The sequence below is a fragment of the uncultured Phascolarctobacterium sp. genome, assembly GCF_902463975.1.
In the GTDB taxonomy this organism is placed as follows: domain Bacteria; phylum Bacillota; class Negativicutes; order Acidaminococcales; family Acidaminococcaceae; genus Phascolarctobacterium_A.
Genome location: NZ_CABQHJ010000013.1, coordinates 37,009 through 63,639, shown reverse-complemented (window position 1 = coordinate 63,639; position 26,631 = coordinate 37,009). Strand labels below are relative to the sequence as shown.

Sequence of the window (26,631 nt, the reverse complement as noted above, 5' to 3'; positions counted from 1 at the left end):
GATGGTGCCGATATTCAGATGCGGTTTAGTTCTTTCATATTTAGCTTTTGCCATTGTGAATTTCCTCCTTAAGGTTGTTTGTTAAAACTAGGCTTAGTTGGTGCCTTTGTTTTTAGCAATAATTGCCTCAGCAATGTTTCTGGGAACGTCTTCGTAGTGGTCTACTTCCATGGAGTAGTTACCACGGCCTTGGGTTTTGCTGCGCAGGTCGGTAGCATAACCGAACATCTCAGCCAGCGGAACGAATGCATTGATTACTTGTGCACCGTTACGAGCTTCCATGCCTTCGATGCGGCCACGGCGGGAGTTAACGTCGCCGATTACGTCGCCCATATATTCTTCAGGAACAGTAATTTCTACTTTCATGTAAGGCTCAAGGATAACCGGGTTAGCTTTTTCAGCACCGGACTTGAAGCCCATAGAACCGGCAATCTTAAATGCCATTTCAGAAGAATCGACTTCATGGTAAGAACCATCATAAACAGTAACTGCGATATCAACCATCGGATAACCGGCAACTACGCCGTTTTCCATAGCTTCTTTAACGCCTGCTTCGATAGGAGCGATGTATTCCTTAGGAATAGCGCCGCCAACAACTTTGTTTTCAAACAGGAAGCCTTCGCCAGGTTCACGCGGGGTGATTTCCAGCCAGCAATGACCATATTGGCCTTTACCACCGGACTGACGAACAAATTTACCTTCAGATTTAACAGCTTTGCGAATGGTTTCGCGGTAAGCAACCTGCGGGTTACCAACAGTACAACCTACTTTGAATTCGCGCAGCAGACGGTCAACAATGATGTCCAGGTGAAGCTCGCCCATACCGGAAATAATGGTTTGGGAAGTTTCAGGATCAGTGTGAACACGGAAGGTCGGATCTTCTTCTGCCAGTTTTTGCAGAGCAATGCCCATTTTTTCCTGGTCAGCTTTAGTTTTAGGTTCAACTGCAACGGAGATTACAGGATCAGGGAATACCATAGATTCGAGGATGATCTCGTTTTTCTCATCGCAGAGAGTATCACCGGTAGTGGTGTCTTTCAGACCTACAGCAGCTGCGATATCACCGGAGTAAACTTGTTCAATTTCTTCACGGTGGTTAGCATGCATTTGCAGGATACGACCGATACGCTCACGTTTACCTTTAGTGGAGTTATATACATAAGAACCAGCAGTCAAGGTACCGGAGTATACACGGAAGAATGCCAGCTTACCAACGAACGGGTCGGTAGCAATCTTGAATGCCAGTGCGGAGAACGGAGCTTCGTCGCTGGACGGACGCTCGTCTTCTTCGCCGGTTTCAGGGTTTACACCTTTGATGTTAGGAACATCTGTCGGTGCAGGCATGAATTGGATTACAGCGTCCAGCATCGGTTGAACGCCTTTGTTTTTGTAGGAAGAACCGCAGCAAACCGGAGTCATTTTGCAAGCGATAGTTGCTTTACGGATACCAGCGATGATTTCTTCTTCGGTCAGCTCTTCGCCTTCCAGATATTTCATCATCAGCTCGTCATCGGATTCAGCAACTGCTTCAACCAATGCCGCACGGTATTCGTCAGCTTTCTCTTTCATGTCAGCCGGGATTTCTACGAACTCTTCTTCTTTACCGAGTGCATCATCATAAACGATTGCTCTCATTTTGATCAGGTCGATCATGCCCTGGAAAGTATCTTCAAAGCCGATAGGCAGTTGAATAGGTACTGCATTGGCATTCAGACGAGTCTTCATCATGTCAATTACACGATAGAAGTCTGCACCGGTAATATCCATTTTATTTACATATGCCATACGGGGTACATGGTATTTGTCAGCCTGACGCCATACGGTTTCGGACTGAGGCTCAACACCACCCTTAGCACAGAAAACTGCAACGGAGCCATCAAGTACACGCAGGGAACGTTCAACTTCTACAGTGAAGTCAACGTGGCCCGGGGTATCAATGATGTTGATACGATGTTTATCGAATTGGTGCTCGGAACCTTCCCAGTAGCAGGTGGTTGCAGCAGAGGTGATGGTAATACCACGCTCTTGTTCCTGAACCATCCAGTCCATGGTAGCAGCACCTTCATGGGTTTCACCAATCTTATGTACTCTGCCGGTATAGAACAGAATACGTTCGGTGGTGGTGGTTTTACCAGCATCGATGTGAGCCATGATGCCGATATTTCTAGTTCTCTCAAGCGGAATTAATCTGCCCACTTCTTTATCCTCCTCAAATTAACTGAGACAGGTCATTACCAGCGGTAATGAGCAAATGCTTTGTTTGCTTCTGCCATCTTGTGGGTATCTTCGCGTTTCTTAACAGCTGCGCCAGTGCCATTGGAAGCGTCCATGATCTCACCAGCTACACGCTCGTACATGGTGCGCTCACCACGCAGACGAGAGTAGTTTACCAGCCAACGGATACCCAGGGTGGTTTTGCGGTCAGCACGTACTTCAACAGGTACTTGGTAGTTTGCACCACCAACACGACGGGCACGAACTTCCAGCAGCGGCATTACGTTCTGCATAGCAGCATCGAACACTTCCAAAGGATCTTTGCCAGTCTTTGCACGAACCAGGTCGAATGCATCGTATACAATACGTTCTGCAACGCCTTTTTTGCCGTCGAGCATAATTTTATTGATAAATCTAGTTAAAAGCTTAGAACCGTACACCGGATCCGGCAGTACGTCTCTTTTAGTTACAGGGCCTTTTCTCGGCATGTGTTTCCCTCCTTAGGATTAAATCATTCTTAATGTTTTCTTGAAATTATTTCTTTGCTTTAGCACGTTTTGCACCGTACTTGGAGCGAGATTGGTTGCGGTTAGCAACGCCTGCAGTATCAAGAGCACCACGAATGATATGGTAACGCACACCAGGAAGGTCCTTGACTCTTCCGCCTCTGATCAGAACAACACTGTGTTCCTGAAGATTATGGCCGATACCCGGGATATAAGCAGTAACTTCGATGCCGTTGGTCAAACGTACACGAGCTACTTTACGAAGTGCAGAGTTAGGTTTCTTCGGGGTAGTGGTGTAAACACGAGTGCAGACGCCACGTTTTTGCGGGCATTCTTTCAATGCCGGTGCAGTAGATTTGCTTTTCAGAACCTCTCTACCTTTGCGAACCAATTGGTTAATTGTAGGCATATCGGCACCTCCTTTCCAAACAATTAGATTTTAATGATTATAAAAACTCGGCTCACGCCAAGCCCTTATCGGCTTTAAGTATCGCAGCCGCTGCTGCTTTGACGTTTATGCCGCAGGCTCTGCCGATTTCCAGCATCGTTTCTGTGTTTTCAACCGGTACTGAATTTTCCCGACACAGTTGCATCAGCCTGCCGGTAACTCTCTCGTCCGCATCACTTGCGATATAGACGACAGCGGCAACTTGTCTTGCTACAGCTTTTTCTGTCTGCTTAACGCCTACAGTATGCTTTTCAGCTTGCTTTAAAGCTTCAAGTGCCATCATGTTACCTCCTTCATCGAGCGCATAGCTCTCCCGCGATACTTGTATATTGTAACATCTCATACACAAGCTGTCAACACTTTTTAGCAACTTTTTTAAAAAATTAGCAGCGCTTTCTGCCGTGTTAATGCGCTTCTTTCTTTACACGCAGCCAAGTGTTTCATTGACTGTTTCTTCATACATAAAGTACACCTAAGGAGTACTTTTTCAACAGAGCATTCACCTTAAATATCGCATAAAAAAAGAGCTGTCAACACTTCTGACAGCTCATATGCATATTATTTTGCAACGCCCGGGAAGGAAGAAACGTATTTGATTTTTATATCTGGAAAACTATCAACAAACTGTACTCTGAAATCTTCACCGTACTCAACAAATTGCCACTCGCCTATATTATTGGGAAAGCTTTGGACAACCTTTACCTTAAGATCCGGGAAGCTGTCGACAATTTTTACCTTAATATCGGGAAAGCTGTCAACAATTTTCACTTTACCGCACAGCTTGATATTTTTATAATAGCCTGCGCTGTTGATAGGAGTGGCAGCTCCTGCGATACATGGAAATGCAGCAACCAGCAGCAGACCTAAGCAAAGAGCAGTTTTTTTCAGCATTTTTCTTCCCCCTTTCGTTAAGGACGTTTTTATTTTACGTAAAATACACGGTTTGCTTTACGCGGAGCAGCCTGAGGCACAGGTCCGTCAGTATAACCGAGGATGCAGTGGCCTACACCTTCATACGCTCCCTCAATGCCCCATTCCTTCAGCAGCTGTTTGCCTTCTTCGGAAGCAAACTCTTCCTTGGCACGGTTAATCCAACAGCTGCCAAGGCCTACAGTATGAGCTGCCTGCATCAGGTTACCCATGATAAGGCTTGCGTCATAAATAGCATTCTTGTTGCTCTTCGGCGCCAGCACAATCAAAACAACTGGCGCACCATAAAACGTATCACTCTTCGTGCCCATGATAGCACTGTTCATCTTCGACAGCTTGTCGCGCACCTCTTTATTCGTAACCGCAACAATAATCGAATCCTGCTCGCCATGACCGCTGGCAGCATAAAGGCCGGCTTCAATAACCTGGTCAATCAACTCCTGCGGCACCATGTCTGCCTTATATTTGCGGACGCTTCTGCGTTCCTTTAAAGCCTGTAATTCTGCATTCATTATATGTCAGCTCCTTATCATCAATTATTTTTTGATATTACGCTATATTATTTTTATTCTTGCCTGCGGCATTATTATCCTGCTTGAGAATGCAACAAAAATGTTAATTTCTCTGCAGCCTTACTTATACAGCAGATAAGGCTTTACCTGCTGCTCAAAGGCCGCGCACTCCTGATGCCAGCGCGCAAAAGCTGTTTTTGGCGCTTCACCTTCACGCAAGCTGCTTTCGCCCAAAGCTATATCAAGCTTATAGCCTTTACTGCCATAGCCACGCTCCAGCGTTTTAATCTGCTCAGGATATAGGCTTTTAAATGTAGAAAACAAAATATAATCCAGCTCAGGCAGATTAACTCTGCGTACATCAGTAAGATAAATTTCAACACCCTGCACCAGCTCATCTTGATAAGCGCCATAGCGCGGTGTAAAGCGCGCTGCTCTAAAAGCCACGCCTGCAAGCTGCTTTTCATCTAATGATGCCTTTACGGCATCCGCATCAGCAAAGGGTGCTCCCACAAAGTAAAATGGCTTAGCTGTGCCAACACCTACAGATAAATTGCTGTCACCGCACACACCGGTAACACCATATAGCAACGCTGTTTCTGCCGTAGGAATCAGCGGAGATGTCTGTACCCATGGCAGGCCTGTATCCTGCCACAGCTCTCTGCGTGACCATCCCTTCATAGGCACCACCGCCAGCTCACAGCCGATATGCTGCGTAGCGTTGATATAGCTTGCAAATTCACCTATAGTAAGACCATGACGCAACGGCAGCTCGTAAAGCCCGATAAAAGTTTTATATTCCGGCTTGAGAACCGGTCCCTGCATAGCACCGCCTAAAGGATTAGGGCGGTCCAAAACAACAACCTGCTTTTTCGCTTTGGCGCATTCTTCCATTATATAAGCAAGCGAAGAAAAATATGTATAGTGACGAATGCCGACATCCTGAATATCAACCACCATGGTGTCAATCTCATCCAGCATTTTTGCCGTAGGCCTGCGATTTTCTCCATACAGGCTGTGTACAGGTATATCCTTATAGGTGTGACTCTCAAAGGTTTCGCCTGCCGCCACAGCGCCGAACAATCCATGCTCAGGCACAAACAGTGCCGTCAGATTATAGCTCTTCTGCAGCAGCTCTGTGCTGCTGCGAAGCTTGCTGTCCACGCCGGACTGATTGGTAAACAGTCCCAGTCTTTTTCCGGCAAGCAGCTGCTTAGCAAACGGCTCATCAATGCGTTCAATACCTAATACAACTCTTTTTTCCCTGCCTGACGCAAAACCATTTGCCGCAAACAGCACTATCAATAAACTGCATAATATGCATATCAACTTTTTCATTAAACCCCTCCCAAAAATAATTCTAAGTATATTTTAGCACATTTGCTGTTTTCGTGACGGCAAAGTAACTGTACTTCCGAAAGAGAAAAAACAGACAGACCTGTCGCATAAGTTCTGCCTGTTTTTCCAAAGTTATTTTAAATTAATATATCAGAGCTTCTCGTCATATTCAGCCTGTTTAAAGCCAACCAACACACCGCCGTCATAAATTACCAACGGACGTTTAACAAGCATACCATCGCTTGCAAGCAGCTCCAGCTGCTCGTCCTCGCTCATTGTCGGCAGCTTATCCTTCAGTCCCAGCTGCTTATACAAAATGCCGCTGGTGTTGAAGAAGCGTTTCAGCGGCAAGCCGCTGGCTGTATACCATGTACGCAGCTCGTCAACCGTCGGATTGTCAGTCTTGATATCACGCACAGTAAAGCTCAGGCCTTTAGCCTGCAGATACTGCTCTGCCTTCTTGCAGGTAGAGCACTTAGGATAGCAAACAAATAACATCTTTATACCTCCTTACTGTAGCTGCTGCAGCAGGTAATCCTCTGCCGCCTTCAGCTGAACATCAACGGTAGCGTCATCTGGCAACTCCACCTTCACATCAGGCTCAATGCCTACATTATGAATAGAAACGCCGGACGGAGTATAATATTTAGCCACCGTAATTTTTACTGCAGTATTATTGTCCAGGCGATATACAGACTGTACACTGCCCTTGCCAAAGGTTTTTACACCAAACAGTTTACCACTCTTGGTATCCTTAATGGCACCGGCAACAATTTCGGACGCGCTGGCACTGCCATGGTCGACAAGCACAGCCAAAGGATATTTCACCTTTTCCAGACTTGATGTTTCTTCAAATTTGTTGCCGTTTTTATCTATAACAGAAACAATAGGCCCTTTAGGCACTAGCATTCCGGCAACATCAACACCTGCATCCAAAATACCGCCAGGATTTTCGCGCAAATCAAGCACTAAGGCCTGCATGCCCTGCTTTTCCAGCTCAGCATATTTTTTGGCAAAGTCATCACCAGTGTTTTCATTAAATATAGCAATTCTTATATAACCGATTTTGGTATTCGCCAGCATTTGTCCTGCAACAGAAGGATTTTTGATTTCAGCTCGTACTACATTTACCTTACGCAGCTTTCCCTCTTTATCCTTGAGCTCCAGCGTAACTGTTGTTCCGTATTTTCCGCGGATTTTATTGGCTACCTGCTCCATATTCATCTCACGCGTAGACTTGTCATCAATAGCAGTAATAATATCACCGCTCTTAATGCCTGCCTTCGCACCTGGGTTATCCTCTAAAGCAGAAATAACCACATAGTCATTACCGCGCTTACCAAAAACAATACCAATGCCGCCAAAACTGCCAACTGTCATTTCGCTCAGCTGCTGAAAATCCTTCTTGTTCAGATAAACTGTATAAGGATCACCAACAGACTCTACCATGCCTTTAAGTGCACCATCGAACAGTTGGTGATTGTCAACCTCGCCGTTATAATTGCGCTTCAAAAGCTTCATAGTGCGCAAAAAGCGCACTGATTCCGAAACACTGCCAGTCAACCTGTTTAACAGCACAGCTTCAGTTCCTACGATTGCTGCAGTAGTCAACACCGCTGTCAGCAGGCAGCAGGCTGTAAGCTGCCATCTTCTTTTTCCAAACAATTCTATTGCCTCCGTTTTCTGTCTATCATGGCAAATAATTTAACGGCTCTGTAAGCTCACCATGCAGACGCACCTCAAAATGACAGTGCGGACCGGTAGAATAACCGGTACTGCCTGCATAAGCAACAACTGTGCCCTTGCTTACATATTGCCCCTCACCAACATTTAACGCCGAATTATGTGCATACAGAGTTACAAGACCGCCGCCATGGTCAATCATTATGCAGTTGCCGTAGCCTCCGAGCCAGCCGCTGTAAACTACAGTGCCGCTGTCAGCAGCATGAATCGGCGTTCCCGAATCAACCGCAATATCCATGCCGCTATGATACTTGGTAGTACCAAAAATCGGATGTGTTCTCCAGCCATAATAAGAAGTAATCGGACCATTGCAGGGCCACATAAACTGACCTGTACCGCCTTGTCCGGCAGGTGCACCACCGCCGCCTGCCTCCATATTACGCAGCATAGAAGCGATATTTTCCGAAATAGCCAGCAGACGCTCATATTCCTCCTGGCTGGACTGCTCTTCCTCCTGTGCCTTGTAAAGCATATAGGCACGCTGCTCACGCAGCTTATTGACCTTGGCCTTCTTAGCCTCCAGCTCAGTCTGCGTAGCCTTAATTTCCTTCATTTCTGCTGCCAGCTGCTCCTTACGGCTGTTGATTTCAGCAGCATCCTGCTTCAACTTTTCCAACAGCTCCAGGTCGCGGCTGATGATTTTTTGCAGCAAATACATACGCGAGGAAAAATCACTGAAATCCTTGGCACCCAAAAGCACATCCAGATAATTTATCTGACCGTTGATATAAATATCACGCAGACGCTTGCGGTAAATCAACATCCGCTCCTGCATTTCCTGTTGCTTTTTCTCCAGCTTAGCCTGGTTATCATTTATTTTTCCCTGCAGAGTATCGCTTTTTTTCTGCAGATTATTAGCCTGTGATTGCAGCTCATTCAGGCTGCCCATAACCTCACTCAGCTGTGCGCTGGCGCTTTCAGCCTTCCTGCGCGCCTGCTCCTTGCGCGTCTGCATACGCTCCATTCGCTGGCGCACATCGTTAAGCTCCGCACGCTTATCATCAGCAGTATCAGCAAAGCACAAAGCACCGTAAATTGGCAGCACCGCCAGCCACAGGGCCAACAGCAAGCCACCAAGCTTCTTTTTCTCCATCACATATGCCTCCCTTAAACGCGCAAAAACTTACGCAAGGAGATGTAGCTGCCCAAGGCACCAATCCCAGTACCGGCTGCCAGCAAAAACATTGTTACATAAAACAATAGGGGCGATGTGGGCAGTAACGGCAGAAAGGCCAGAGTAGCATGGATTCTTTCCAACAGCCCGGCGTAAAGGCTGTTAATGCAGACAGATGCAATCACAGCGCCGAAAAAGCCTAAGGTCATTCCTTCCAGCAAAAATGGCCAGCGGATAAACCAGTCGGTTGCACCTACATATTTCATAATGACAACTTCCTTACGGCGGGCAAAAACCGTCAGACGGATAGTATTGGAGATAATAAACAGCGTTGCCATAGCTAAAAATATAACCAGCACAATGCCGCCGAAGCGCAATATTTTGGTCAGAGAAAACAGGTGCTCCACAACCTCCTGACCGAATTTAGCTGTTTCTACCTTAGGCAGCTGTCCGATAGAAGGCGTGATAACCTTGATGCGCTCGGGACTATCCACCTGCACCTCAAAGGAATTGGGGAACGGATTGTCCTTACCCAAACTGTTGAGCAGCTGCTCCTGATCGCCAAGACGCTCCTTGAAGCGTGCCAGAGCCTGCTGCTTGCTTACCGGCGTTACCTTGACTACGCCGGGCATCTTCTTCAGCTTCGCTTCTACTGCTTTCAGCTCCTCCGCAGAGGCATTATCCTGCATATAGACCGACACCTGTACCTGACTTTCCAGATACTGTGCCAAATTGTTGGTGTTGAGAAAAATCAGCAGAAACATTCCCAGCACTAACAGCGAAACCGCTACAGTCGAAATAGAAGCAAAGCTCATAAAGCCGTTACGCCTGATAGATTTATAGGTTTCCTTAACAAAATATTCTTTTGTACTAAAGCTCATAGCCATATACCCCGCTTGCTTCATCACGTACGATATGCCCGTCCTCTATGGCTATAACGCGCTTGCCCATGGCATCAACTATTTCTTTATCGTGAGTTGCCATGACAATCGTAGTTCCTTCAGCATTAATTTCCTTAAAGATTTCCATAATATCCCAGCTTGTTTCCGGGTCCAGGTTACCTGTAGGTTCGTCGGCAATTACCATAATAGGATCGTTGACAATAGCACGGGCAATAGCGATACGCTGCTGCTCGCCACCGCTCAGCTCATTAGGATAAGCATCGGCACGGTGACGCAGGCCGACAAGATCCAATACATTCAACACTCTGCGCTTAATCTTGCGGCGCGGTGTTTCTATTACCTCCATAGCAAAAGCTACGTTTTCATAAACCGTACGGTCCGGAAGCAGGCGGTAATCCTGGAAAATTATGCCCAGCTGACGCCTCATATACGGAATCTCATTGGGTGTCAGCGATAAAATATCCACGCCATTAACAAAAATGCTGCCCGTGGTCGGCAGAACCTCACGGAACAGCATTTTGATAAAGGTAGACTTACCAGCGCCGCTAGGTCCTACAACAAAGACGAATTCGCCTGGTTCAATATGAATATCGACGTTCTGCAAGGCAACAGACCCACCGGGATATACCTTGCTTACATCAGTCATTTTCAGCACTACCTTCAATCTCCTCTCAATTTAATAAATCAAAGGCTTCCTTTGCATTTAAAAAAGCTTTCGCTCTCAATGTATCCAAAAGTCCATGAGCAGCATTGGCAGAAGCCAGCGCCTTGCGCGCAGACGCAACTACCTGCGCAGCCTGCAGTGTTTCCACAGCTCCTGCGCTGATGCCGTTAATGTCTTTAACAAAGCCGTCAATTTTGGGGTCATAGGATACAGCCACAAAAGGCAGCTCCATAACTGCAGCAAAAATCAGCGCATGCAGGCGCATGCCGATAAGCAGATTAAAGTTACCCATCAGCGACAAAAACTGCTCGGTATCACATCCGGTTTCCAAAACAGTACTGTCTGCCTTGCTCCTCATAAAGTGCTGTAATCTGTTGCAGGCAGCCACATCCACAGGATATTGCAGCGGCAGCAGCACAATATGTGCCTTATATTCCTTAGCTAGAATATCCGCAGCCTTAGCCAGCTCCAGCAGGTACTTATCATCCTCCTGCCATTTACGTACACTGATTGCTATCAGCATTTTATTTTCAGGAATATTAAACTGCTGCAGCAATTCGAGTCCTTTTTCCTTACTTTCCTGCGGCAAGGTCAGCACAGAATCGGCTGTAAGCTGCACCTTTTCCGCCGGTACACCGATGCGGCGCAGTTCATACAACGAGTCTTGGTCACGCACGGTTATCAAATCCACCCGGCTGCAGATAAATTTAGTCAGCCTGCGCATAAGTCTGTTATGGATAGGTCCTATACCCTGACCGAAAAGCATGACCTTTTTTTTGAGCAACAGGCCCAAAGCCAAGATAAACAGATAATATAACAGACTACGCTTGCTGGTAACGTCCTGAAGCAGACTGCCACCGCCGCTGAGCAGCAGGTCACAGTCCATCAGGGCAGCAAAAATTTTGCAAAAGCTGAAACGATGAAGAGAATTCACCTTGTGTTTTGCGGCAGTAGCGGGCGGATTGCCCGAGATAACCGTCAGCTCCACGGTCTTTTCCGTACTGCGCAAAGCCTTAATGATCGCGGTCAGCATAGCTTCATCTCCGGCATTAGCAAATCCATAGTATCCGGAAATCACGATCTTACTCATTCTTCAAGGTATCTCCTTCTAAACTTAACAACTAAAGGCAACAGCATGCCAAGCACCAGTACAGCGATTACGCCGAATACAACGCCAACAGCATAGCCGTCGAGAGCACGTACAAAGCTCATAACAACCGGAGTACGCATATGACAGAAGGTCTGCACCAGACTGCCCTGTCCGATAACGGCAGCGCAGGTCAGTACAAACTGCCACCAACGCGGTGCGCAACGGTAAACAGCAAGCACTGCTACGAAAAATGCCGGATGACCAATCATAAACTCTTTTTCGCGCGGACGTGCATACATCAGCTGCTCTAAGAAGGCACGCATCTTCAATTCAATCGCCGGCACAGGCACACCACCGGTGTGACCGCTGCGGCCGACAAAATAATATGCAATAAACAGCAGCACCGCAAGCACTGCTACATGACGGAAGGTAATCTCTGTGTCAAGCAAACCGTTAAGACGCTCCCACAGAGTTTTCAATCCCTTGCCCACAACCTGCAGCAGGTCATAGCGTTTCATAAAGAGAACTGCTGTCAGCATAACCGGCAGAATAAAGGTTAACTTTACTCCACGGTAGATATCAATTTCCAGCAGGAAGCGGCTGTCTGTCAATATCGCAGACAGGAAGGCTGCGCCCACCAAAGACAAAGCAATAGCCAACGCCAGCTGCCAGATACCGTTCCAGCAGATAGCAAGCAGACTGTGCTTATCACTCGTATTTTTATCCCAAATGTTAAAGATAACATTCATTGAAAGCACCGGGAAAACACTTGCTGCCGCCAAAGCCAGCAGCTGACGTGTAAACAGGCCGCGGCCGATAAACAGCAGTGCCAGAGCACCAGCAGAAAAAATTGCCCACAGTGCTATTTGCTGCTTGCCGCCCAGGTTAAAGAGCAGCGCAAGATACAGCACTACACCTGCGGCAATCGCCAGTACAATAGGAATAAAGCTTACCTTTGCAGGGAAATACGGTGCAAAGCCATCTTTGTTTTCGGCGCTGAAAACACCTGCTTCGCCGATAGTATAACCACGCGCTTCGACGCTGGCCTTAATATCACGCACATACTTCAGGTTAGTCTTCATAATATCCTGACCACCCTCAGGCATCAGGAAGGGACGGATATAGTTCACGCGGATATTGCGCTCCTCGTCCGTCAGCGCCCAACGGCGCAAAGCCTCGCCCACGCTGATTTTCTTTTGCTCGGTCGGGTCGATAACATAGGAACGGGCAGCCTTATAGTTATTGAACTCAGCCAAAGGCAGCAGACCGTCGATTTTAGCAAACTGCAGCTGGGTATAATGCTCCAGCATTACCAGCGTCATGTTGTTTTCCTTCATACGCTCGCCAAAATGCTGCATTTTATTAGGATAGCCCACAACCTCTGTACCGCATGGCATCAGAGCATCAACTGATACACCGGCTTCTTTAATGCGGGCAAAAATGCCGTCAATCTGCTCATCCGTTACATCCACATAATTTTGCGGACGTACGATAATTTTGAAGCCCAAAGCAGCAACCTTACGCATATCCTGCACTGGCAAACCTAAAGGAGCCTGCAGCAGTCCCTGAGGCTCATCGTATTTACCCTCAGGCAGAGGTGTAGTGCTGCCCTTGATTTTGATAATACGCGGATTTTCACTTACAACCTTTACACGGTCAGCACCGTAGCGTAGGCACAAATCCTGCTCTACATCATCTAAGACAGACTGCTTGTCAGTAGCAGCAACGTAAGCAGCATTTTCTTCAACATCGCCGGCTCCCACATTAGCGAAAACACCCATGCCGGAACCAAGCGCAGCTGCCTGACGCAGCTCACCGCCTGTTACCGTCTGGATTTCGCCGTTTTTAGTCAGACGCTCCAGCGTAGTATCAAAAATCATCAGCGAGTTGATGCCTGCATCCTTAAACTGACGCAGTACATCCTCCTCCGGCAGGCCCTGCAAGGCAGCCAGCTTACGTAAGCCCTCGTACTCCATAGCCATTTCTACAGTATTGTTTTTTTGTTCAACATCGTGACGGACAACGTTCAGCCATAAGGCGCAAACAAGACCGATTACGATTACTGCCAAAAGCAAAGGATTATATCGGCTTTTCATAAAATTCACCTGTTCAGACCTCGCTTTATTAAACCTTCTTCTGCTGACTGCGCAGATATGCTTCTACGAACGGCATCAAATCGCCATCCATAACAGCCTGAATGTTACCGGTTTCGCAGCCGGTACGATGGTCCTTAACCATAGTATAGGGCTGGAACACATAGGAACGAATCTGGCTGCCCCATTCGATATTCTGGTAATCACCGGCAATATCGCTGACAAGAGCATCCTGCTTAGCCTTTTCATATTCATATAATTTTGCACGCAGCATCTGCAGGCAGCGCTCACGATTCTGAATTTGGGAACGCTCATTCTGACATTGAACAACGATACCCGTCGGTTCATGTGTCATACGTACAGCAGAGGACGTTTTGTTGACGTGCTGACCGCCGGCACCACTGGAACGGTAAACATCGACGCGCACCTCATCCATATTAATATTTACATCAACAGTATCATCCAGCTCCGGCATTACGTCTACCGCAGCAAAGGAGGTATGACGGCGGGCATTGGCATCAAACGGAGAAATGCGCACCAGACGGTGTACACCCTTTTCAGAGCGCAAGAAGCCATAAGCATTGTGGCCGTTAACCTGAATGGTAGCACTTTTTACACCGGCCTCATCACCCGGCTGATAGTCGAGCATCTCCAACGCAAAGCCGTTTTGCTCCGCAAAACGGGTAAACATGCGCAGCAGCATACTGGTCCAGTCCTGCGCTTCGGTACCGCCGGCACCTGCATGCAGTGTCAGGATAGCATTATTGGCATCATATTCACCGCTGAGCAGCATACCCAGCTCCAAATGCTCAAGCTCGCTGCGGCATTTTGCCAGCAGCTCATCCATTTCAGGAAGCAGGCTTTCATCATTTTCTTCGGCAGCCATTTCCTGCAAAGCTTCCAAATCGTCAACACCTGCGCTTAATTTATGGAAACCGTCAACCTCTTCCTTTAAGCTGTTAACATCCTGCGCAGTTTTTTGTGCCTTTTCCGGATCATCCCAAAAAGTAGGATCACCCATTTTATGTTCTAATTCTGCAATACGATCTTCTTTGACAGCGATGTCAAAGAGATCCCCTCATTTCCTCTAATTTTGCTTGCAGATTTGTAATTTCAGGCTTATATTCTTCAATCAACAAAATTCCTCACAACCTTTCGTGTAGCAAATATTAGTTATTTACGGCCTCAGCCGTTTTGCCGAGTTCTTGCAAACAAGGCTAAGTAAGTCAGCAGCCAAGGCTGCTGACTTAAAAATTATTTCTTGGGTTCAGCTTTCAAATTGCCCTCGTCACCCTCGGGAGTCGGGTTATTGGTGGAAGCATTTTCCAGCGGGTCTTCAACCTGCGGCTGGGTAATAACATTGACGCGGTAAATGTAGCGGACAACGTCTTCCTTGATAGCCTCCATCATAGCCTCAAACATATCGTAGGCTTCAAATTTGTACTCAACCAGCGGATCCTTCTGACCATATGCACGCAGGCCAACGCCTTCACGCAGCATATCCATAGCATCCAGATGCTCCATCCAGTGGTTGTCTACAACCTTCAGCATAACCAGGTTTTCCAGCTCGCGCATCAGCTCAGGACCGATTGCGTCCTCACGTGCCTGGTAGTTGTCATCAGCAACCTTCTGCAGATATTCAGCCAGCTCTTCACGGCTGAGGTTTTGCAGATAATCTACGGTCAGCAGACCACGCGGAGCATAGAAATCCTCAGCGTAGTTAATCAGAGCCTGCAGATCCCAATCCTCAGAGTAAACCTCAGGCGGTGCGTACATGGTCATAGTACGTTCAACGGTTTCATCAACCATTTCCTTGATGGTATCCTTAAGATTTTCCTGATGCAGGATTTTATGACGCTGAGAATAAATAACCTCACGCTGCTGGTTCATAACATCGTCATACTCCAGGACATGCTTACGAATGCTGAAGTTACGTGCTTCAACCTTCTTCTGTGCATTTTCGATGGACTTGGTAACAAGGCTGTGTTCAATCGGCTCATCGTCCTCCATGCCCAGCTTGTCCATGATGCCGGCAATATTATCACTGCCGAACAGACGCATCAGATCATCCTCCAGGCTCAGGAAGAACTTGGAAGAACCGGGGTCACCCTGACGGGCGCAACGGCCACGCAGCTGGTTATCGATACGACGGCTTTCATGACGCTCTGTACCGATAATATGCAGACCGCCTAATTCAGGAACGCCTTCACCCAAGGTAATATCGGTACCACGGCCTGCCATGTTGGTAGCAATGGTTACAGCACCGTATTGGCCTGCATGAGAAATAATCTCAGCCTCTTTTTCATGGTACTTCGCATTCAGCACGTTATGCGGAATGTTGCGGCGTTTGAGCATAGCGCTCAGCTCTTCGGATTGAGCAATGGAAGTAGTACCAACCAGTACCGGACGTCCGGACTTATGGCATTCTTCAATCTCGTTGACTGCTGCCTTGTATTTAGCAATACGTGTTTTATAGATAACATCAGGATAGTCGATACGGATCATCGGCTTATTGGTAGGTACAACAACAACCGGCAGATTATAAATCTTCTGGAACTCCTGCTCCTCAGTCTTAGCAGTACCGGTCATACCGGCAAGCTTTTTGTACATACGGAAGTAGTTCTGGAAGGTAATAGTTGCCAGTGTCTGGCTTTCGCGTTCTACCTTTACGCCTTCCTTAGCTTCGATAGCCTGATGCAGGCCTTCGGAGAAACGACGGCCGAACATCAGACGGCCGGTAAACTCATCGACGATGATAACCTGACCATCCTTAACCACGTAATCACGGTCGCGATGCATCAAAGCCTTAGCCTTCAGAGCGCACATAATCTGGTGGGAGTAGTCCACACCATGCTCATTGTCATACAGGTTGCCGATGCCCAGCATTTTTTCTGCCTTGGCAATACCCTTTTCAGTAGGTGCTACCTGTTTTTGTTTTTCATCAACAGTATAGTCCTCGCCTTCTTCCATGTTGGCAACAACACGGGCCAGAACCTGATACAGCTCGGTGGATTTTTCACCGGGGCCGGAGATAATCAGCGGGGTACGCGCTTCGTCAATCAGGATACTGTCGACCTCATCGACAATACAGTAATTCAGCTCACGCTGAACCATCTGATTTTCATCAACTACCATGTTATCACGCAGATAGTCAAAGCCGAATTCATTATTGGTACCGTAAGTAATATCTGCGGCATAGGCAGCCTTACGGTCGGGGAAGTCCATATCATGCACAATCAGACCTACAGACAGACCGAGGAACTTGTAAATACGGCCCATATCCTCGCTGTCGCGGCGTGCCAGATAATCATTGACAGTTACAACATGCACGCCCTTGCCGGTCAGCGCGTTCAGATATACAGGCGCAGTAGCTACCAGAGTTTTACCTTCGCCGGTACGCATCTCGGCAATCTTGCCGCGATGCAGTACTACACCGCCAATTAACTGTACATCAAAATGACGCATGCCGGTAACACGTCTGGACGCTTCACGGACAACGGCAAATGCTTCCGGAAGAATATCGTCCAGGGTTTCACCCTTTTGCAAACGTACCTTAAATTCGCCAGTCTTGGCTGCCAGATTGGCAGAGCTAAGGCCTTCCATGTCCTTTTCAAGACTATTGATCTTATCTACGATTACACGAATGTTTTTGATTTCTTTTTCGTTGGGATCACCAAAAATTTTCTTTAAAATGCCTTCGAGCAACACGATCACTCCTTAAAATTATGGTGTTTGAAAAGACTATACACCTAATTTTAAATTATAGCAGAATCTCTCTTAAAAAGCAAAAAGCACAGGTGAATTTCCTGTGCTTTTTTGTGAAGTTTAGGTTAAAATATTTGTTTTATTTTTCCTTACGGTTCAGATACGGCTTTTGCTTACAGCTCCACCGCTTTACGTACAGCAGCCAGATTCTCTTCAGGGGCAAATTGGTCTACGCAGCAGCCGGGACCGATTAACAACCTCTTGCCGTCGACGGAAGCAATAGCTTCACGAATGTGAGCAATAATACTTTCCGGCGTACCATCCTGAATAATATCGTCACGTACCTCTTTACCATCAACAACCTTTGTTGCTGCCGCAATACCGGCCAAAAAAGCCTTATCGGTTGTAGCTCTGGCCTCTGCCAATGACGGTTCCGTATTACGGTCATGCCAGTTGATAACATTACCGGGATAATGCTGCGCAATCTCATCAAAGTACACATCAAGTCCATGGATATGTACAACATTAAACCATGTACGGTTAACGTAGCTTTGCAGTACCTGTAAATCATACGGTTCTGCAAAGCTACGGTAGTTTTCCAACGAAATCAGCTCTTTGCGTGCTTCCTGCGTTGCAAAGAAGAAGCCGCTTACACCGCGTTTAATATTTTCGTTAATAAAATCAAGCGTAATTTCTGTAATTACAGCCAACGCATAGCGTACTGCCTCAGGACTGGTCTTCAAATCTTCCAGCACTCTGTCACCGACAAGCTTATGCAAGGTCGTCAGCGGGCTGAAAATAGTCTGAATATAAGGTACATCGCCAGGCAGTTGTTTACGTAACAGTTCGGTAAACTCCAGCTGCTTGCCATAGGTTCCCTGAATAGCGGGAATCGGCTTTAAGCTGAAATAATCTTCTATCTTATTTACCGGGCCATGCTCCCATACAGGCGGTTTACCCTGCTGAGAATAAATTTTGATACGTGCGCCCAAATCCTGCACACCATAAAGGCCGAAGGGCATCATCTTGACAAAATCATAATCATACTTTTTAGTCAGCTCCGCCGTTGTTTCCGCCAGGCTTACAGGATCCTGGTCCACACCTGACATATGATACCATACGGAAAACGGGATTCTATCTACAGACTGCCCTTTAATCGCAGCTTCCACACGTTGTGATTTATTCATAATTAACAACTCCTCGTCAAATCAATTTTTTGCTAAAGCAAGATTTGCTTTTAAATTATTTTCCCATTTATTAAACAACAGTGTCAGCACTATGCATAACACCCAGTAAAGCAACGCATCCGCAATATACGGTTCGGTGCGTCTGCTGTATAATGCCGCAAATATATCGGCGGCGGCAAAAATATCAACAATCTTAATCGTAAACAGTAGTGCCAGCCCCTTAACTCCATGCAGATAATATGTGAAGAACGAAGGAACCGCTACAGCAAAGGCCTGTGGCAGAATAATACGCTTGTAAGCCTGATAGGTGGACAAGCCTGCCGCCATAGCAGCTTCCATCTGTCCCTTATCTACCGCAAGCAAAGCACCACGGATATTTTCCGACTGATAGGCAGTCTGATAAATAATGAAGAAAATATAAGCTGTCCAATAGGGACTTACATCAAAAGGCTTCACTACGCTGCCCGTCAAAGAGCTTAAAAGCGGCGCCAGCAGATAAGGCAGGCTGTAATACAGGATAAACACCTGCACAATCGCCGGTACGGCACGGACAAAGGATACTCCTGTTGCCAGCACAGCATTTACAAATTTTCCGCTGCGCAGACGGATAATTGCTATTACCGAACCTAAGACTATACCTGCCACCAAGGTAACTGCCGGAATAAATAAAGTAACAGGCAAGCGTTTAACAATGAAGAGAAACGCTTCTATAATGGTTGCAAAATCTATAGTCATGCTGCCTGCCTCCTTAAAAATTTTTGGCTGTTCCTGTCAAGCCGTGCAGCCAACAGCTCCAATGCGCTAATCAGCAGCCAGTAAATAATCGCTACCGCTATGTAGCATTCCAGCTTGCCCTCACCCATACGCAGGTGAATTAACAGGTTGGCGCGTCCCATTAAATCCATCAGTCCTATCATATACATCAGTGATGTATCTTTTATTATTTCTATCACCTGATTTACGAGTCCAGGAAGCATTATAGGCAAGGCCTGCGGTAAAATTATCTGCGTTACCCGATGCCAGGCACTAAGGTTGAAGGCGATTGCCGCCTCTGTCTGCCCGCGAGGCACAGCCTCATATGCAGGACGGATAACCTCGGCGATAACAGGCCCGTAATGCAGGATCATAGCTGCGTATACGTAAACTTCCTTCGGCACATCACTGCCGGTGATGCCTGCTGCCTGTAAAGGCAGCGGCAGCAAAAAGTAGCATAAGAAGAGCAGCAGGACAAAGGGCATGCTGCGTACAAAGGACATCCACAGCTCCGTAAGCTGATACAACACCGGCAACCGCGGGATACGTATGCAGGCTACAATAATGCCGGCCAGCAGGCTGACAATACTGCTCATCACGATAAAATAGATAGTAAACGGTACTGCTTCCAGCAGCTTAGGCCATACTGTCAAAAAATAATCTACGCTAAAAGTCAGCACCCTGCTCACTCCTTACTTTAATAATTTCAGCAAATCATCCTTATACCATTTAGTAGAAATCTTTGCCAAGGTTCCATCGTCACGCAGGCTCTTTAAGGCTTCATTGATTTCGCCCGCGAGCTTATCCTCTTTCTTGTTTACAAGCACATAAGTAGCATTGACTTTAATCGGTTCAGGCAGAGCAACAAGCGTTACTCCCTGCTTGGCAGCCAAATCTTCTACGCCAAGGTTATTGGGAATAATGTAGGCATCGTATTGACCTTCCTTAATGCTCTTGATACGCTCAGCTACGCTTACACCTGATTGTACGGGGATTTCCGGTAAAATATTTCCATGCTTTTTATTCCATTCCGTAATAATGCGGAAGGCACCGCCGTTAGCTGTCAGCGGAACGATTTTCTTGCCATCTTTTAAAAGTTCCTCCAGGTTTTTATACTTGGTTTCATTGCCCTTAGTCACATAAACCATCAGACTGCTGGCACCAATAGGACTTTCAGGCAGAAGAAAGTTTTGCTCACGCTGTGCGTTTTTGAAATAACCGCCTGTTGCTACCTTGGCATCACCGGATTCCATCATTACGTCCTCTGTTTCAGGCGGTACTGCCTGAATATCCAGGCGGTAATTTTTCAATCGTTTATTAACCTCCAACAGTACGTCATATTCGTAACCATGCTTTTCGCCTTTTTCATCAACCCAGGACAGCGGTGCTTCTGTGCCGCTAATAACAGTTTTGACAACAGTCTTGCCGTCAGCAGCAGAGCCTGCCGCTTTATTATCACTGCCGCAGCCTCCTAAGAGAGCTGCCGCTGTTAATACACCTAAAGCTAAAACAGTAAATTTTTTCCAGTTCGTTTTCATAATCTATCTCTCCTTCATTTAATCAGATAATATATTCCGCTTCCGGCAAAATGCGGCGTAAAAATTTGCGGGTACGTTCTTTATCGGGATTTGTAAAAATTTTACTTGCCGGCCCCTGCTCCACAATTTGCCCGCCATCCATAAAAATAACCTTAGTAGCAATCTCCTGGGCAAATTGCATTTCATGTGTCACAATTACCATCGTTTTGCCTTCTCTTGCCAAGGACTTAATAACCTCCAGCACTTCTCCGATAAGCTCCGGATCCAAAGCACTTGTCGGCTCATCCATGAGAATAATCTCCGGTTCGACAGCAATTGCTCTGGCGATGCCCACACGCTGCTGCTGTCCGCCGCTGAGCTGCGCCGGATAATAATCGTAGCGATGTGAAAGACCAACCTTATCCAGAGCCTGTTTCGCAAGAGCAACAGCCTTGCTCTTTTCCATGCCTCTGCCATAAATCAAGCCTTCGGTAACATTTTCTAAAGCATTTTTGTTATTAAACAAATTGTAGTTTTGAAAAACAAAGGCTGTTTTATGACGTATCGCTTTGATTTCCTTTCCGGTTACATTGGCGTAGTCAAGATGCTGCTCATCAAAATCCAATTGTCCGGCATCAGCTTTTTCCAAAAAGTTTATGCAGCGCAAAAGCGTTGTTTTACCGCTGCCGCTGGGACCAAGGATTGTCACTACATCGCCCTTGTTCACTTCTATGTCTACACCCTTCAACACTTCGTTATCGTTAAAGGACTTACGTATATTATTAACTTTCAGCATAGCTTCTGCCCCTCCGCTTTCGATATTATACATCTGTAAGTAATTATTTCGCTAATTTTAAGTATAAAAAAACAGGCTCTATGGCCTGTAAAAAAATCAGCAAAATTTTACATTACCATAGCATCAACACATTCGGTTTTCGGTATCACAAAAGCACATACAAGTACACATACCGCTACACATCATCATGTTGATTGCTACAGTTAAGTTTTGCATAATTTCCATCCTCCAAAAATTTATTTAACATACTAATTCTATAGGTTTTGTATGTTGTAGACTATTATACTCTTATCCTGCGATTTGTCAAGCTGTTTTTGTAAACTTTTTTCGTTCAATAATTGTTTAGCAACAAATCTAGGTATTTTTGTAATCTCTGTTCCACGTTTTACAATAATTCCGTGAAAAAATAAAGAACGCCCCCGGCAATCAGGTAAAATCTCTGATTACCAGGGGCGTTGAAGAAATTATTGGTTCTTAGAACGATTCACTTATTTCAGTTCCGGGCTCAGCAAGCCGTATTTGCCATCCTTACGGCGGTAAACTACATTGGTAGCACCAAGATCAGGATCGTAGAATACGAAGAAATCGTGGTTCAACAGGTTCATTTGCAGAATTGCTTCTTCCGGAGTCATAGGATGCATGATGAAGCGTTTATTCTTGATGATTTCGAATTCGCCTTCATCAGCAGCTTCTGCAGCCGGTGCCGGAGCAGGAACAGCGGTATCAGCAAAGTTGCTGTATTTTCTCTTCATCAGACGGGTTTTATATTTGTGAATCTGACGTTCAATTTTCTCTACAACCAAATCAATGGAGGAATACATATCTTTCGTAGTTTCCTGTGCTCTCAGCAAAATGCCGCTTGCAGGAACTGTAATTTCTACAATATGGTTACCTTTCTCAACCTTCAGTACTGCAGAAATGTCACCAACAGTCTTAAACTGCTTAGTAACCTTAGTAATTTTTTTCTCCACATACTCTTTCAGAGCCGGGGTCACATCAATGTTTCTGCCTTTTACGTTTACACTCATAATCAATGCCTCCTTTGGTATGTCGCCAAATTGCTTTGGTGCTACCATTTTTCTATCAAGGGCTCGGGCTTTATCCCTTTGCTTTTATATTTCGCTATAGAGATGAAAACTCCTGCTAAAGTTTGCAAAAATTATCTTATTTACTTTGATTTATTATGATAGTGTTACATTACTTACAGCTTATAGCTGACTATACCATCTTCATCTTATAAAAGCGCAGCAACCATACTTTTCGACTCTTTTTAAGCCAAGATATTCATAAAAAGCAATATTTTTTTCACTTGCTTCTGTAAGGAGCTGTAGCTGATAAACGTCGGCATACTTTTCCATAACCTTCCGCATAAGCTGTGAGCCAATACCATGACGCTGAAATTCCGGCAGTACTATTAAATCCTGCAGAAAAACTACGGAAGCACCATCACCGACAACACGGAGTATCCCCACGAGCTTATCATCGGCATAGGCCGCTAAAACATAAAGTGAATTCTTATAAGCTTGCCTTAGCATTGCCGGATTATTGGTATAATTACTCCAGCCAACACTACTATATAACGCCATAATTTCGGCCTCATTATAGGAGTTGTATTCTACAAATCTACGTACATTCATCTATGCGTACCTTCCACAATCGTCAGTCCGGAAGCCTGCAAGCGCTCGCAAATTTCTGCAATAGTTTTGCAGGTAACCTCATCGCCATTATCCGTGTGCTGCTTGACGCAGACACCAACATGCACTGCATCAGGCTTCAGGCCTATAATACGCTCCAGCTTTTCTTCTATGCCATCCTGATGCTTCAATCGGCAGTCTTCGCAACCATTACAGCTCCAAAAGGCCTCCAGCTCCAGCGGTTCCTCACCATATCTGGCGAAGGCACCGCTTTTTGTATTGAAAGCACGCATGCAGCCTGCACCTGTGCATACATCATTGGAACTCAAGCAGCGTAAAATTACAATACGTTTCATTCATGCCTACCAAAGTCCTTGCTGATTTTGCTCTTAACCTCCCGGCAATCTTCAACAGTCAGACCGATTTTCAGCGCCACATCCTGCCAGGAATTCTTCGGCGTCTTCAAATCGATAACCTCTTTGATATCCATACCGGCCTTTTGTGCCAGCAGATAAGCACTGTTGATATGATGCATTGCGTAGCCCATATGCATATATTTCTTCGTTACCTTCTGCGGGATATCCATACGTTCAGCCAGACGGCGCGCCTGATAATCCACGCAACGGTCAAAATATACCTGCGGTGTTAAGCCAAGCACATATTTCATACGCTCCCAGGAATATTTATCGCGCAGGTCAATAATTTCCTGCAGCGTTTTTTTACTCATGTAGGCATGCAGACAGATATCCTCCAAGCCTTCAAAACCATATTTTTCGTACAACGGCAGCAGCTCTGCTTCATCAAAAAGATAATCAGCGTGGAAAATCTTTGCAGCTCTTTCTGCCGTCATGTTACGTGTATGCAAGCCGGCAAAGCCTGCACCGCTACGCTGACCGCGTCCTCTGAAGACGAAAGGCTTGTCCTGTTTTGCTTCCTGCTGCAAGCCCAGCTTTGCCTTAACCTGCTCCCAATCACATGTAACAGTGCGCATTGGCAGCACCTGTGCCAACGTTTTGCCGCTTTCCTTAGCCAGCTTGGCAGCCTGCTGAATATCGCCTAACGGATAACCCTGACGCAGATATTTCAGCGCCGTTTCTCTGTCTACCAAGCTGTCGGCAGGCAGATAGCTTGCCTGATATTCCATGTATTTTTCGGCATACAGCTTAGGCGTAAGCCCCAGCTGCGCACGCACCCTGCCCCAGGTTGCAGGCTGGCGCAGCTGCAGCACCTTTTCTACCGGCTCACCGGAAAGATATGCATACAAGCAGGCTGTATTCATATCGCCATAGCTGTGGCCGATATTTAACAGTCGCAGCATATCAGAATAACGGTAGCCATATGCGGACTGCAGTTTTTCCGCAGCCTCTGCATTGGAAAACTGCGGCCGGCGCATGCGCGGCGGCATCGGCGGACGCTTGCCGTCCTTGGGCGGCGGCAGCATCATTTTGCTTTCCTGCGGCGGTGCAGGCTGAGCAGCGAAAGCAGCAGGAGCTGCTACGCTGCCGGCAAAAAACATGGCCATGAATGCCGGAATCAATAAAAGCTTTTTCATTTTAACCCTCCTTGAACAGAAAAAATATTATAGTAGGTCAAAAAACTTAAAATACTTCGAGTGGCTGTAAAGCCGCAGATGGTGCCTTATCCGCCGCCGTCCTACTGCCAATGTTGAGGCAGATACACAATATTTATACGTCCCGTAGACTTTTCCTCATCCACTCTGCAGCGCACCTCATACATATCATAAATAAACTTTTCCGTCAACAGCTCACGCGGAGTTCCCATACCCACAATCTGTCCGTCCTTAATTGCTACAAGACGGTCGCAATACATCGCTGCGATATTCAAGTCATGGACTGCTGCCACAACAGTCAAATCAAGTGATTTTACAATATCCATAATCTGCAGCTGGTACTTAATATCCAGATGGTTCGTCGGTTCATCCAACACCAGGCATTCCGTCTGCTGCGTCAGTGCACGCGCCAAAATTACACGCTGCTGCTCGCCACCGCTCAATGTCGCAAAACTGCGTTCTTCGAAGTCCGCCAGACCTACAGTCGCCAACGCTTCGCGCGCGATGCGATAATCGTTAAGATTATCACGCTCCAGCATTTTCTTGTGCGGCGAACGTCCCATCAGCACAACCTCCAGCACCGAAAAATCAAAGCTGTAAACATTATGCTGTGCTACTACTGCCAGCTGCAGTGCCGATTCACGATAGGAAAGCTCGTCCAACGGCGTTCCGTTGAAGGTAATTTTACCATCTGTAGGCTTCTGCACACGGTAAACGCATTTCAGAAAGGTACTTTTACCGCTGCCGTTAGGCCCGATAATGCCCACAAATTCCTTATTATGCAGGCTGAAATCTATTCCTTTAAGAATTTCCTTTGGTCCGAAGGCCATTTTTACTGCTTCTGCTAAAATTTCCATTATCAGTTACCTCCAAAGCCATAGGTTTTCTTAATCATCAGGTAAACGAAGCAGGGCGCGCCGATTAAGGATATCAAAATACCGATTGGCAGCTCGGTACGCGGAATAATTACACGGCAAAGACCATCCGCAATTACCAAAAATACTGCACCGGTCAAAGCGGAAACAGGTATCAGTTTTTTATGGTCGGTGCCTACCAGCATACGGATAACGTGCGGTACTACCAAGCCGACAAAACCTACCATACCTGCAGCGTATACTACAAAGCCTACGATAAGAGAGCTTACAAGCAGATAAATCTGTCTGTAAATATGTAAATCAGTTCCCAAGGTCAACGCAGATTCATCACCTAAAAGCATCAGGTTGAGCATACGGCTCTGCGTCCAGAAGAACATTACTGCCAACACTACGATTGGTCCGATAACTGCCAGTGTTTCCCACTTGGCACCGGCAAAGCTGCCCATCATCCAGTAGGCAATAGTCTGCATGCCCTCCTTATTATTGGCAAAGTAAACGATAAAGCTGGAAAAAGCACCGCAGACTGCGCTCAGCGCCATGCCTGCCAAAAGCAGCTTAACGGAATTGCTGCGTCCGCCCAGGTTAGAGATAAACAGTACGCCCAGCGACATAGCAAAGGCACCGATAAAGGCTGCAATGCCGACAAAATTTTCACCCAGCGCCATGCCGATACCCAGCAGAATTGCTGCCGTTGCACCAAGCGAAGCACCGGAGGAAATGCCCAGAATATATGGGTCCGCCAAGGGGTTTTTTACTACAGCCTGCATGATAACACCGCAAACCGAAAGACCCATACCCACTAAGGCAGCCAGTACCAGACGCGGCAAACGCAGCAGCCAGATAATATCATGCACCGGTCCGCGGTCAACACCTTCGATAGGCTGTCCGCTAAACAGCTGCTCTACAACTGCATTATAAATATTTACCAACGGCAGCTTGACCGTACCGATTGACAGCGCCCAAAACAAAGCAACTACCAACAGGATAAGCAAGGCCAGACAGATGAATAAGTACCCCTGCTTTTTCAAAAAATCAACCAT

At 46.5% G+C, this 26,631-nt stretch carries 27 protein-coding genes; all 27 read right to left on the bottom strand.

Annotation, left to right across the window (positions count from 1 at the left end; all coding sequences use genetic code 11):
* Positions 1-93 precede the first annotated feature (93 nt).
* Entirely contained in the window at positions 94-2,196 is a 2,103-nt protein-coding gene (gene fusA, locus RDW05_RS05500; protein ID WP_293722797.1) for an elongation factor G, read from the bottom strand.
* A 35-nt stretch (positions 2,197-2,231) separates the two neighbouring features.
* Positions 2,232-2,702, bottom strand: a complete 471-nt coding sequence (rpsG, locus tag RDW05_RS05495; protein ID WP_009144757.1) for a 30S ribosomal protein S7 — start codon at positions 2,700-2,702, stop codon at positions 2,232-2,234.
* A gap of 46 nt (positions 2,703-2,748) precedes the next feature.
* Positions 2,749-3,129 (bottom strand): 30S ribosomal protein S12, encoded by a 381-nt coding sequence (gene rpsL / locus RDW05_RS05490; RefSeq protein WP_009144758.1) that lies wholly within the window; start codon positions 3,127-3,129, stop codon positions 2,749-2,751.
* Between the two features lie 52 nt (positions 3,130-3,181).
* A complete protein-coding gene (locus RDW05_RS05485; protein ID WP_244944637.1) occupies positions 3,182-3,451 on the bottom strand; it encodes a ribosomal L7Ae/L30e/S12e/Gadd45 family protein in 270 nt (89 codons plus the stop codon).
* A gap of 275 nt (positions 3,452-3,726) precedes the next feature.
* Positions 3,727-4,059: a hypothetical protein gene (locus RDW05_RS05480; protein WP_307978135.1), complete on the bottom strand. Its 333-nt coding sequence runs from the start codon at positions 4,057-4,059 to the stop codon at positions 3,727-3,729.
* A 29-nt stretch (positions 4,060-4,088) separates the two neighbouring features.
* The gene (locus RDW05_RS05475; protein ID WP_307978134.1) at positions 4,089-4,610 is read right to left on the bottom strand and encodes a nitroreductase; all 522 of its coding nucleotides are present in this window, start codon (positions 4,608-4,610) and stop codon (positions 4,089-4,091) included.
* 120 nt (positions 4,611-4,730) lie between these two features.
* Entirely contained in the window at positions 4,731-5,948 is a 1,218-nt protein-coding gene (locus RDW05_RS05470) for a DUF1343 domain-containing protein (RefSeq protein ID WP_307978133.1), read from the bottom strand.
* Between the two features lie 150 nt (positions 5,949-6,098).
* Positions 6,099-6,446: an arsenate reductase family protein gene (locus RDW05_RS05465; RefSeq protein WP_307978132.1), complete on the bottom strand. Its 348-nt coding sequence runs from the start codon at positions 6,444-6,446 to the stop codon at positions 6,099-6,101.
* Positions 6,447-6,458: 12 nt separating this feature from the next.
* Positions 6,459-7,613 (bottom strand): S41 family peptidase, encoded by a 1,155-nt coding sequence (locus tag RDW05_RS05460; protein WP_307978131.1) that lies wholly within the window; start codon positions 7,611-7,613, stop codon positions 6,459-6,461.
* 25 nt (positions 7,614-7,638) lie between these two features.
* Positions 7,639-8,784 (bottom strand): peptidoglycan DD-metalloendopeptidase family protein, encoded by a 1,146-nt coding sequence (locus tag RDW05_RS05455; protein WP_307978130.1) that lies wholly within the window; start codon positions 8,782-8,784, stop codon positions 7,639-7,641.
* 14 nt (positions 8,785-8,798) lie between these two features.
* Entirely contained in the window at positions 8,799-9,686 is an 888-nt protein-coding gene (gene ftsX, locus RDW05_RS05450) for a permease-like cell division protein FtsX (RefSeq protein WP_307978129.1), read from the bottom strand.
* Entirely contained in the window at positions 9,676-10,353 is a 678-nt protein-coding gene (gene ftsE, locus RDW05_RS05445; RefSeq protein WP_210685478.1) for a cell division ATP-binding protein FtsE, read from the bottom strand. Before ftsE ends, ftsX begins: the two co-directional genes overlap by 11 nt.
* A 25-nt stretch (positions 10,354-10,378) precedes the next feature.
* Positions 10,379-11,461 carry a polysaccharide pyruvyl transferase CsaB gene (gene csaB, locus RDW05_RS05440; protein WP_307978128.1) on the bottom strand — a complete coding sequence of 361 codons (1,083 nt, stop codon included), beginning with the start codon at positions 11,459-11,461 and terminating at the stop codon, positions 10,379-10,381.
* The gene (locus RDW05_RS05435) at positions 11,458-13,557 is read right to left on the bottom strand and encodes a DUF5693 family protein (RefSeq protein ID WP_307978127.1); all 2,100 of its coding nucleotides are present in this window, start codon (positions 13,555-13,557) and stop codon (positions 11,458-11,460) included. The genes csaB and RDW05_RS05435 overlap by 4 nt, the downstream gene beginning before the upstream one ends.
* 28 nt (positions 13,558-13,585) lie before the next feature.
* A protein-coding gene (prfB, locus tag RDW05_RS05430; protein WP_187363676.1) for a peptide chain release factor 2 occupies positions 13,586-14,690 on the bottom strand; the annotation gives its coding sequence in 2 pieces (ribosomal slippage) (positions 13,586-14,620 and positions 14,622-14,690; 1,104 coding nt in all).
* 118 nt (positions 14,691-14,808) lie between these two features.
* Positions 14,809-17,268 carry a preprotein translocase subunit SecA gene (secA, locus tag RDW05_RS05425; RefSeq protein ID WP_366914968.1) on the bottom strand — a complete coding sequence of 820 codons (2,460 nt, stop codon included), beginning with the start codon at positions 17,266-17,268 and terminating at the stop codon, positions 14,809-14,811.
* A 164-nt stretch (positions 17,269-17,432) separates the two neighbouring features.
* A complete protein-coding gene (locus tag RDW05_RS05420) occupies positions 17,433-18,446 on the bottom strand; it encodes a uroporphyrinogen decarboxylase family protein (protein ID WP_307978126.1) in 1,014 nt (337 codons plus the stop codon).
* Positions 18,447-18,467: 21 nt separating this feature from the next.
* Positions 18,468-19,181, bottom strand: a complete 714-nt coding sequence (locus tag RDW05_RS05415) for an ABC transporter permease subunit (RefSeq protein WP_307978125.1) — start codon at positions 19,179-19,181, stop codon at positions 18,468-18,470.
* Positions 19,178-19,879: an ABC transporter permease subunit gene (locus RDW05_RS05410; RefSeq protein ID WP_307978124.1), complete on the bottom strand. Its 702-nt coding sequence runs from the start codon at positions 19,877-19,879 to the stop codon at positions 19,178-19,180. The genes RDW05_RS05415 and RDW05_RS05410 overlap by 4 nt, the downstream gene beginning before the upstream one ends.
* A 12-nt stretch (positions 19,880-19,891) precedes the next feature.
* Complete coding sequence (locus RDW05_RS05405) at positions 19,892-20,737, bottom strand: transporter substrate-binding domain-containing protein (RefSeq protein ID WP_307978123.1); 846 nt, start codon at positions 20,735-20,737, stop codon at positions 19,892-19,894.
* Between the two features lie 22 nt (positions 20,738-20,759).
* Entirely contained in the window at positions 20,760-21,512 is a 753-nt protein-coding gene (locus RDW05_RS05400) for an amino acid ABC transporter ATP-binding protein (protein ID WP_293807847.1), read from the bottom strand.
* Positions 21,513-22,000: 488 nt separating this feature from the next.
* On the bottom strand, positions 22,001-22,540 hold the full coding sequence (gene hpf, locus RDW05_RS05395; RefSeq protein ID WP_210684878.1) for a ribosome hibernation-promoting factor, HPF/YfiA family: 540 nt from the start codon (positions 22,538-22,540) through the stop codon (positions 22,001-22,003).
* Positions 22,541-22,741: 201 nt separating this feature from the next.
* The gene (locus tag RDW05_RS05390; protein WP_307978122.1) at positions 22,742-23,149 is read right to left on the bottom strand and encodes a GNAT family N-acetyltransferase; all 408 of its coding nucleotides are present in this window, start codon (positions 23,147-23,149) and stop codon (positions 22,742-22,744) included.
* Entirely contained in the window at positions 23,146-23,502 is a 357-nt protein-coding gene (locus tag RDW05_RS05385) for a CGGC domain-containing protein (protein ID WP_307978121.1), read from the bottom strand. The genes RDW05_RS05390 and RDW05_RS05385 overlap by 4 nt, the downstream gene beginning before the upstream one ends.
* On the bottom strand, positions 23,499-24,698 hold the full coding sequence (locus RDW05_RS05380; RefSeq protein WP_307978120.1) for a hypothetical protein: 1,200 nt from the start codon (positions 24,696-24,698) through the stop codon (positions 23,499-23,501). The genes RDW05_RS05385 and RDW05_RS05380 overlap by 4 nt, the downstream gene beginning before the upstream one ends.
* Positions 24,699-24,799: 101 nt before the next feature.
* The gene (locus RDW05_RS05375; RefSeq protein WP_303711063.1) at positions 24,800-25,573 is read right to left on the bottom strand and encodes an ABC transporter ATP-binding protein; all 774 of its coding nucleotides are present in this window, start codon (positions 25,571-25,573) and stop codon (positions 24,800-24,802) included.
* A 2-nt stretch (positions 25,574-25,575) separates the two neighbouring features.
* Positions 25,576-26,631 carry an iron ABC transporter permease gene (locus tag RDW05_RS05370; RefSeq protein ID WP_307978119.1) on the bottom strand — a complete coding sequence of 352 codons (1,056 nt, stop codon included), beginning with the start codon at positions 26,629-26,631 and terminating at the stop codon, positions 25,576-25,578.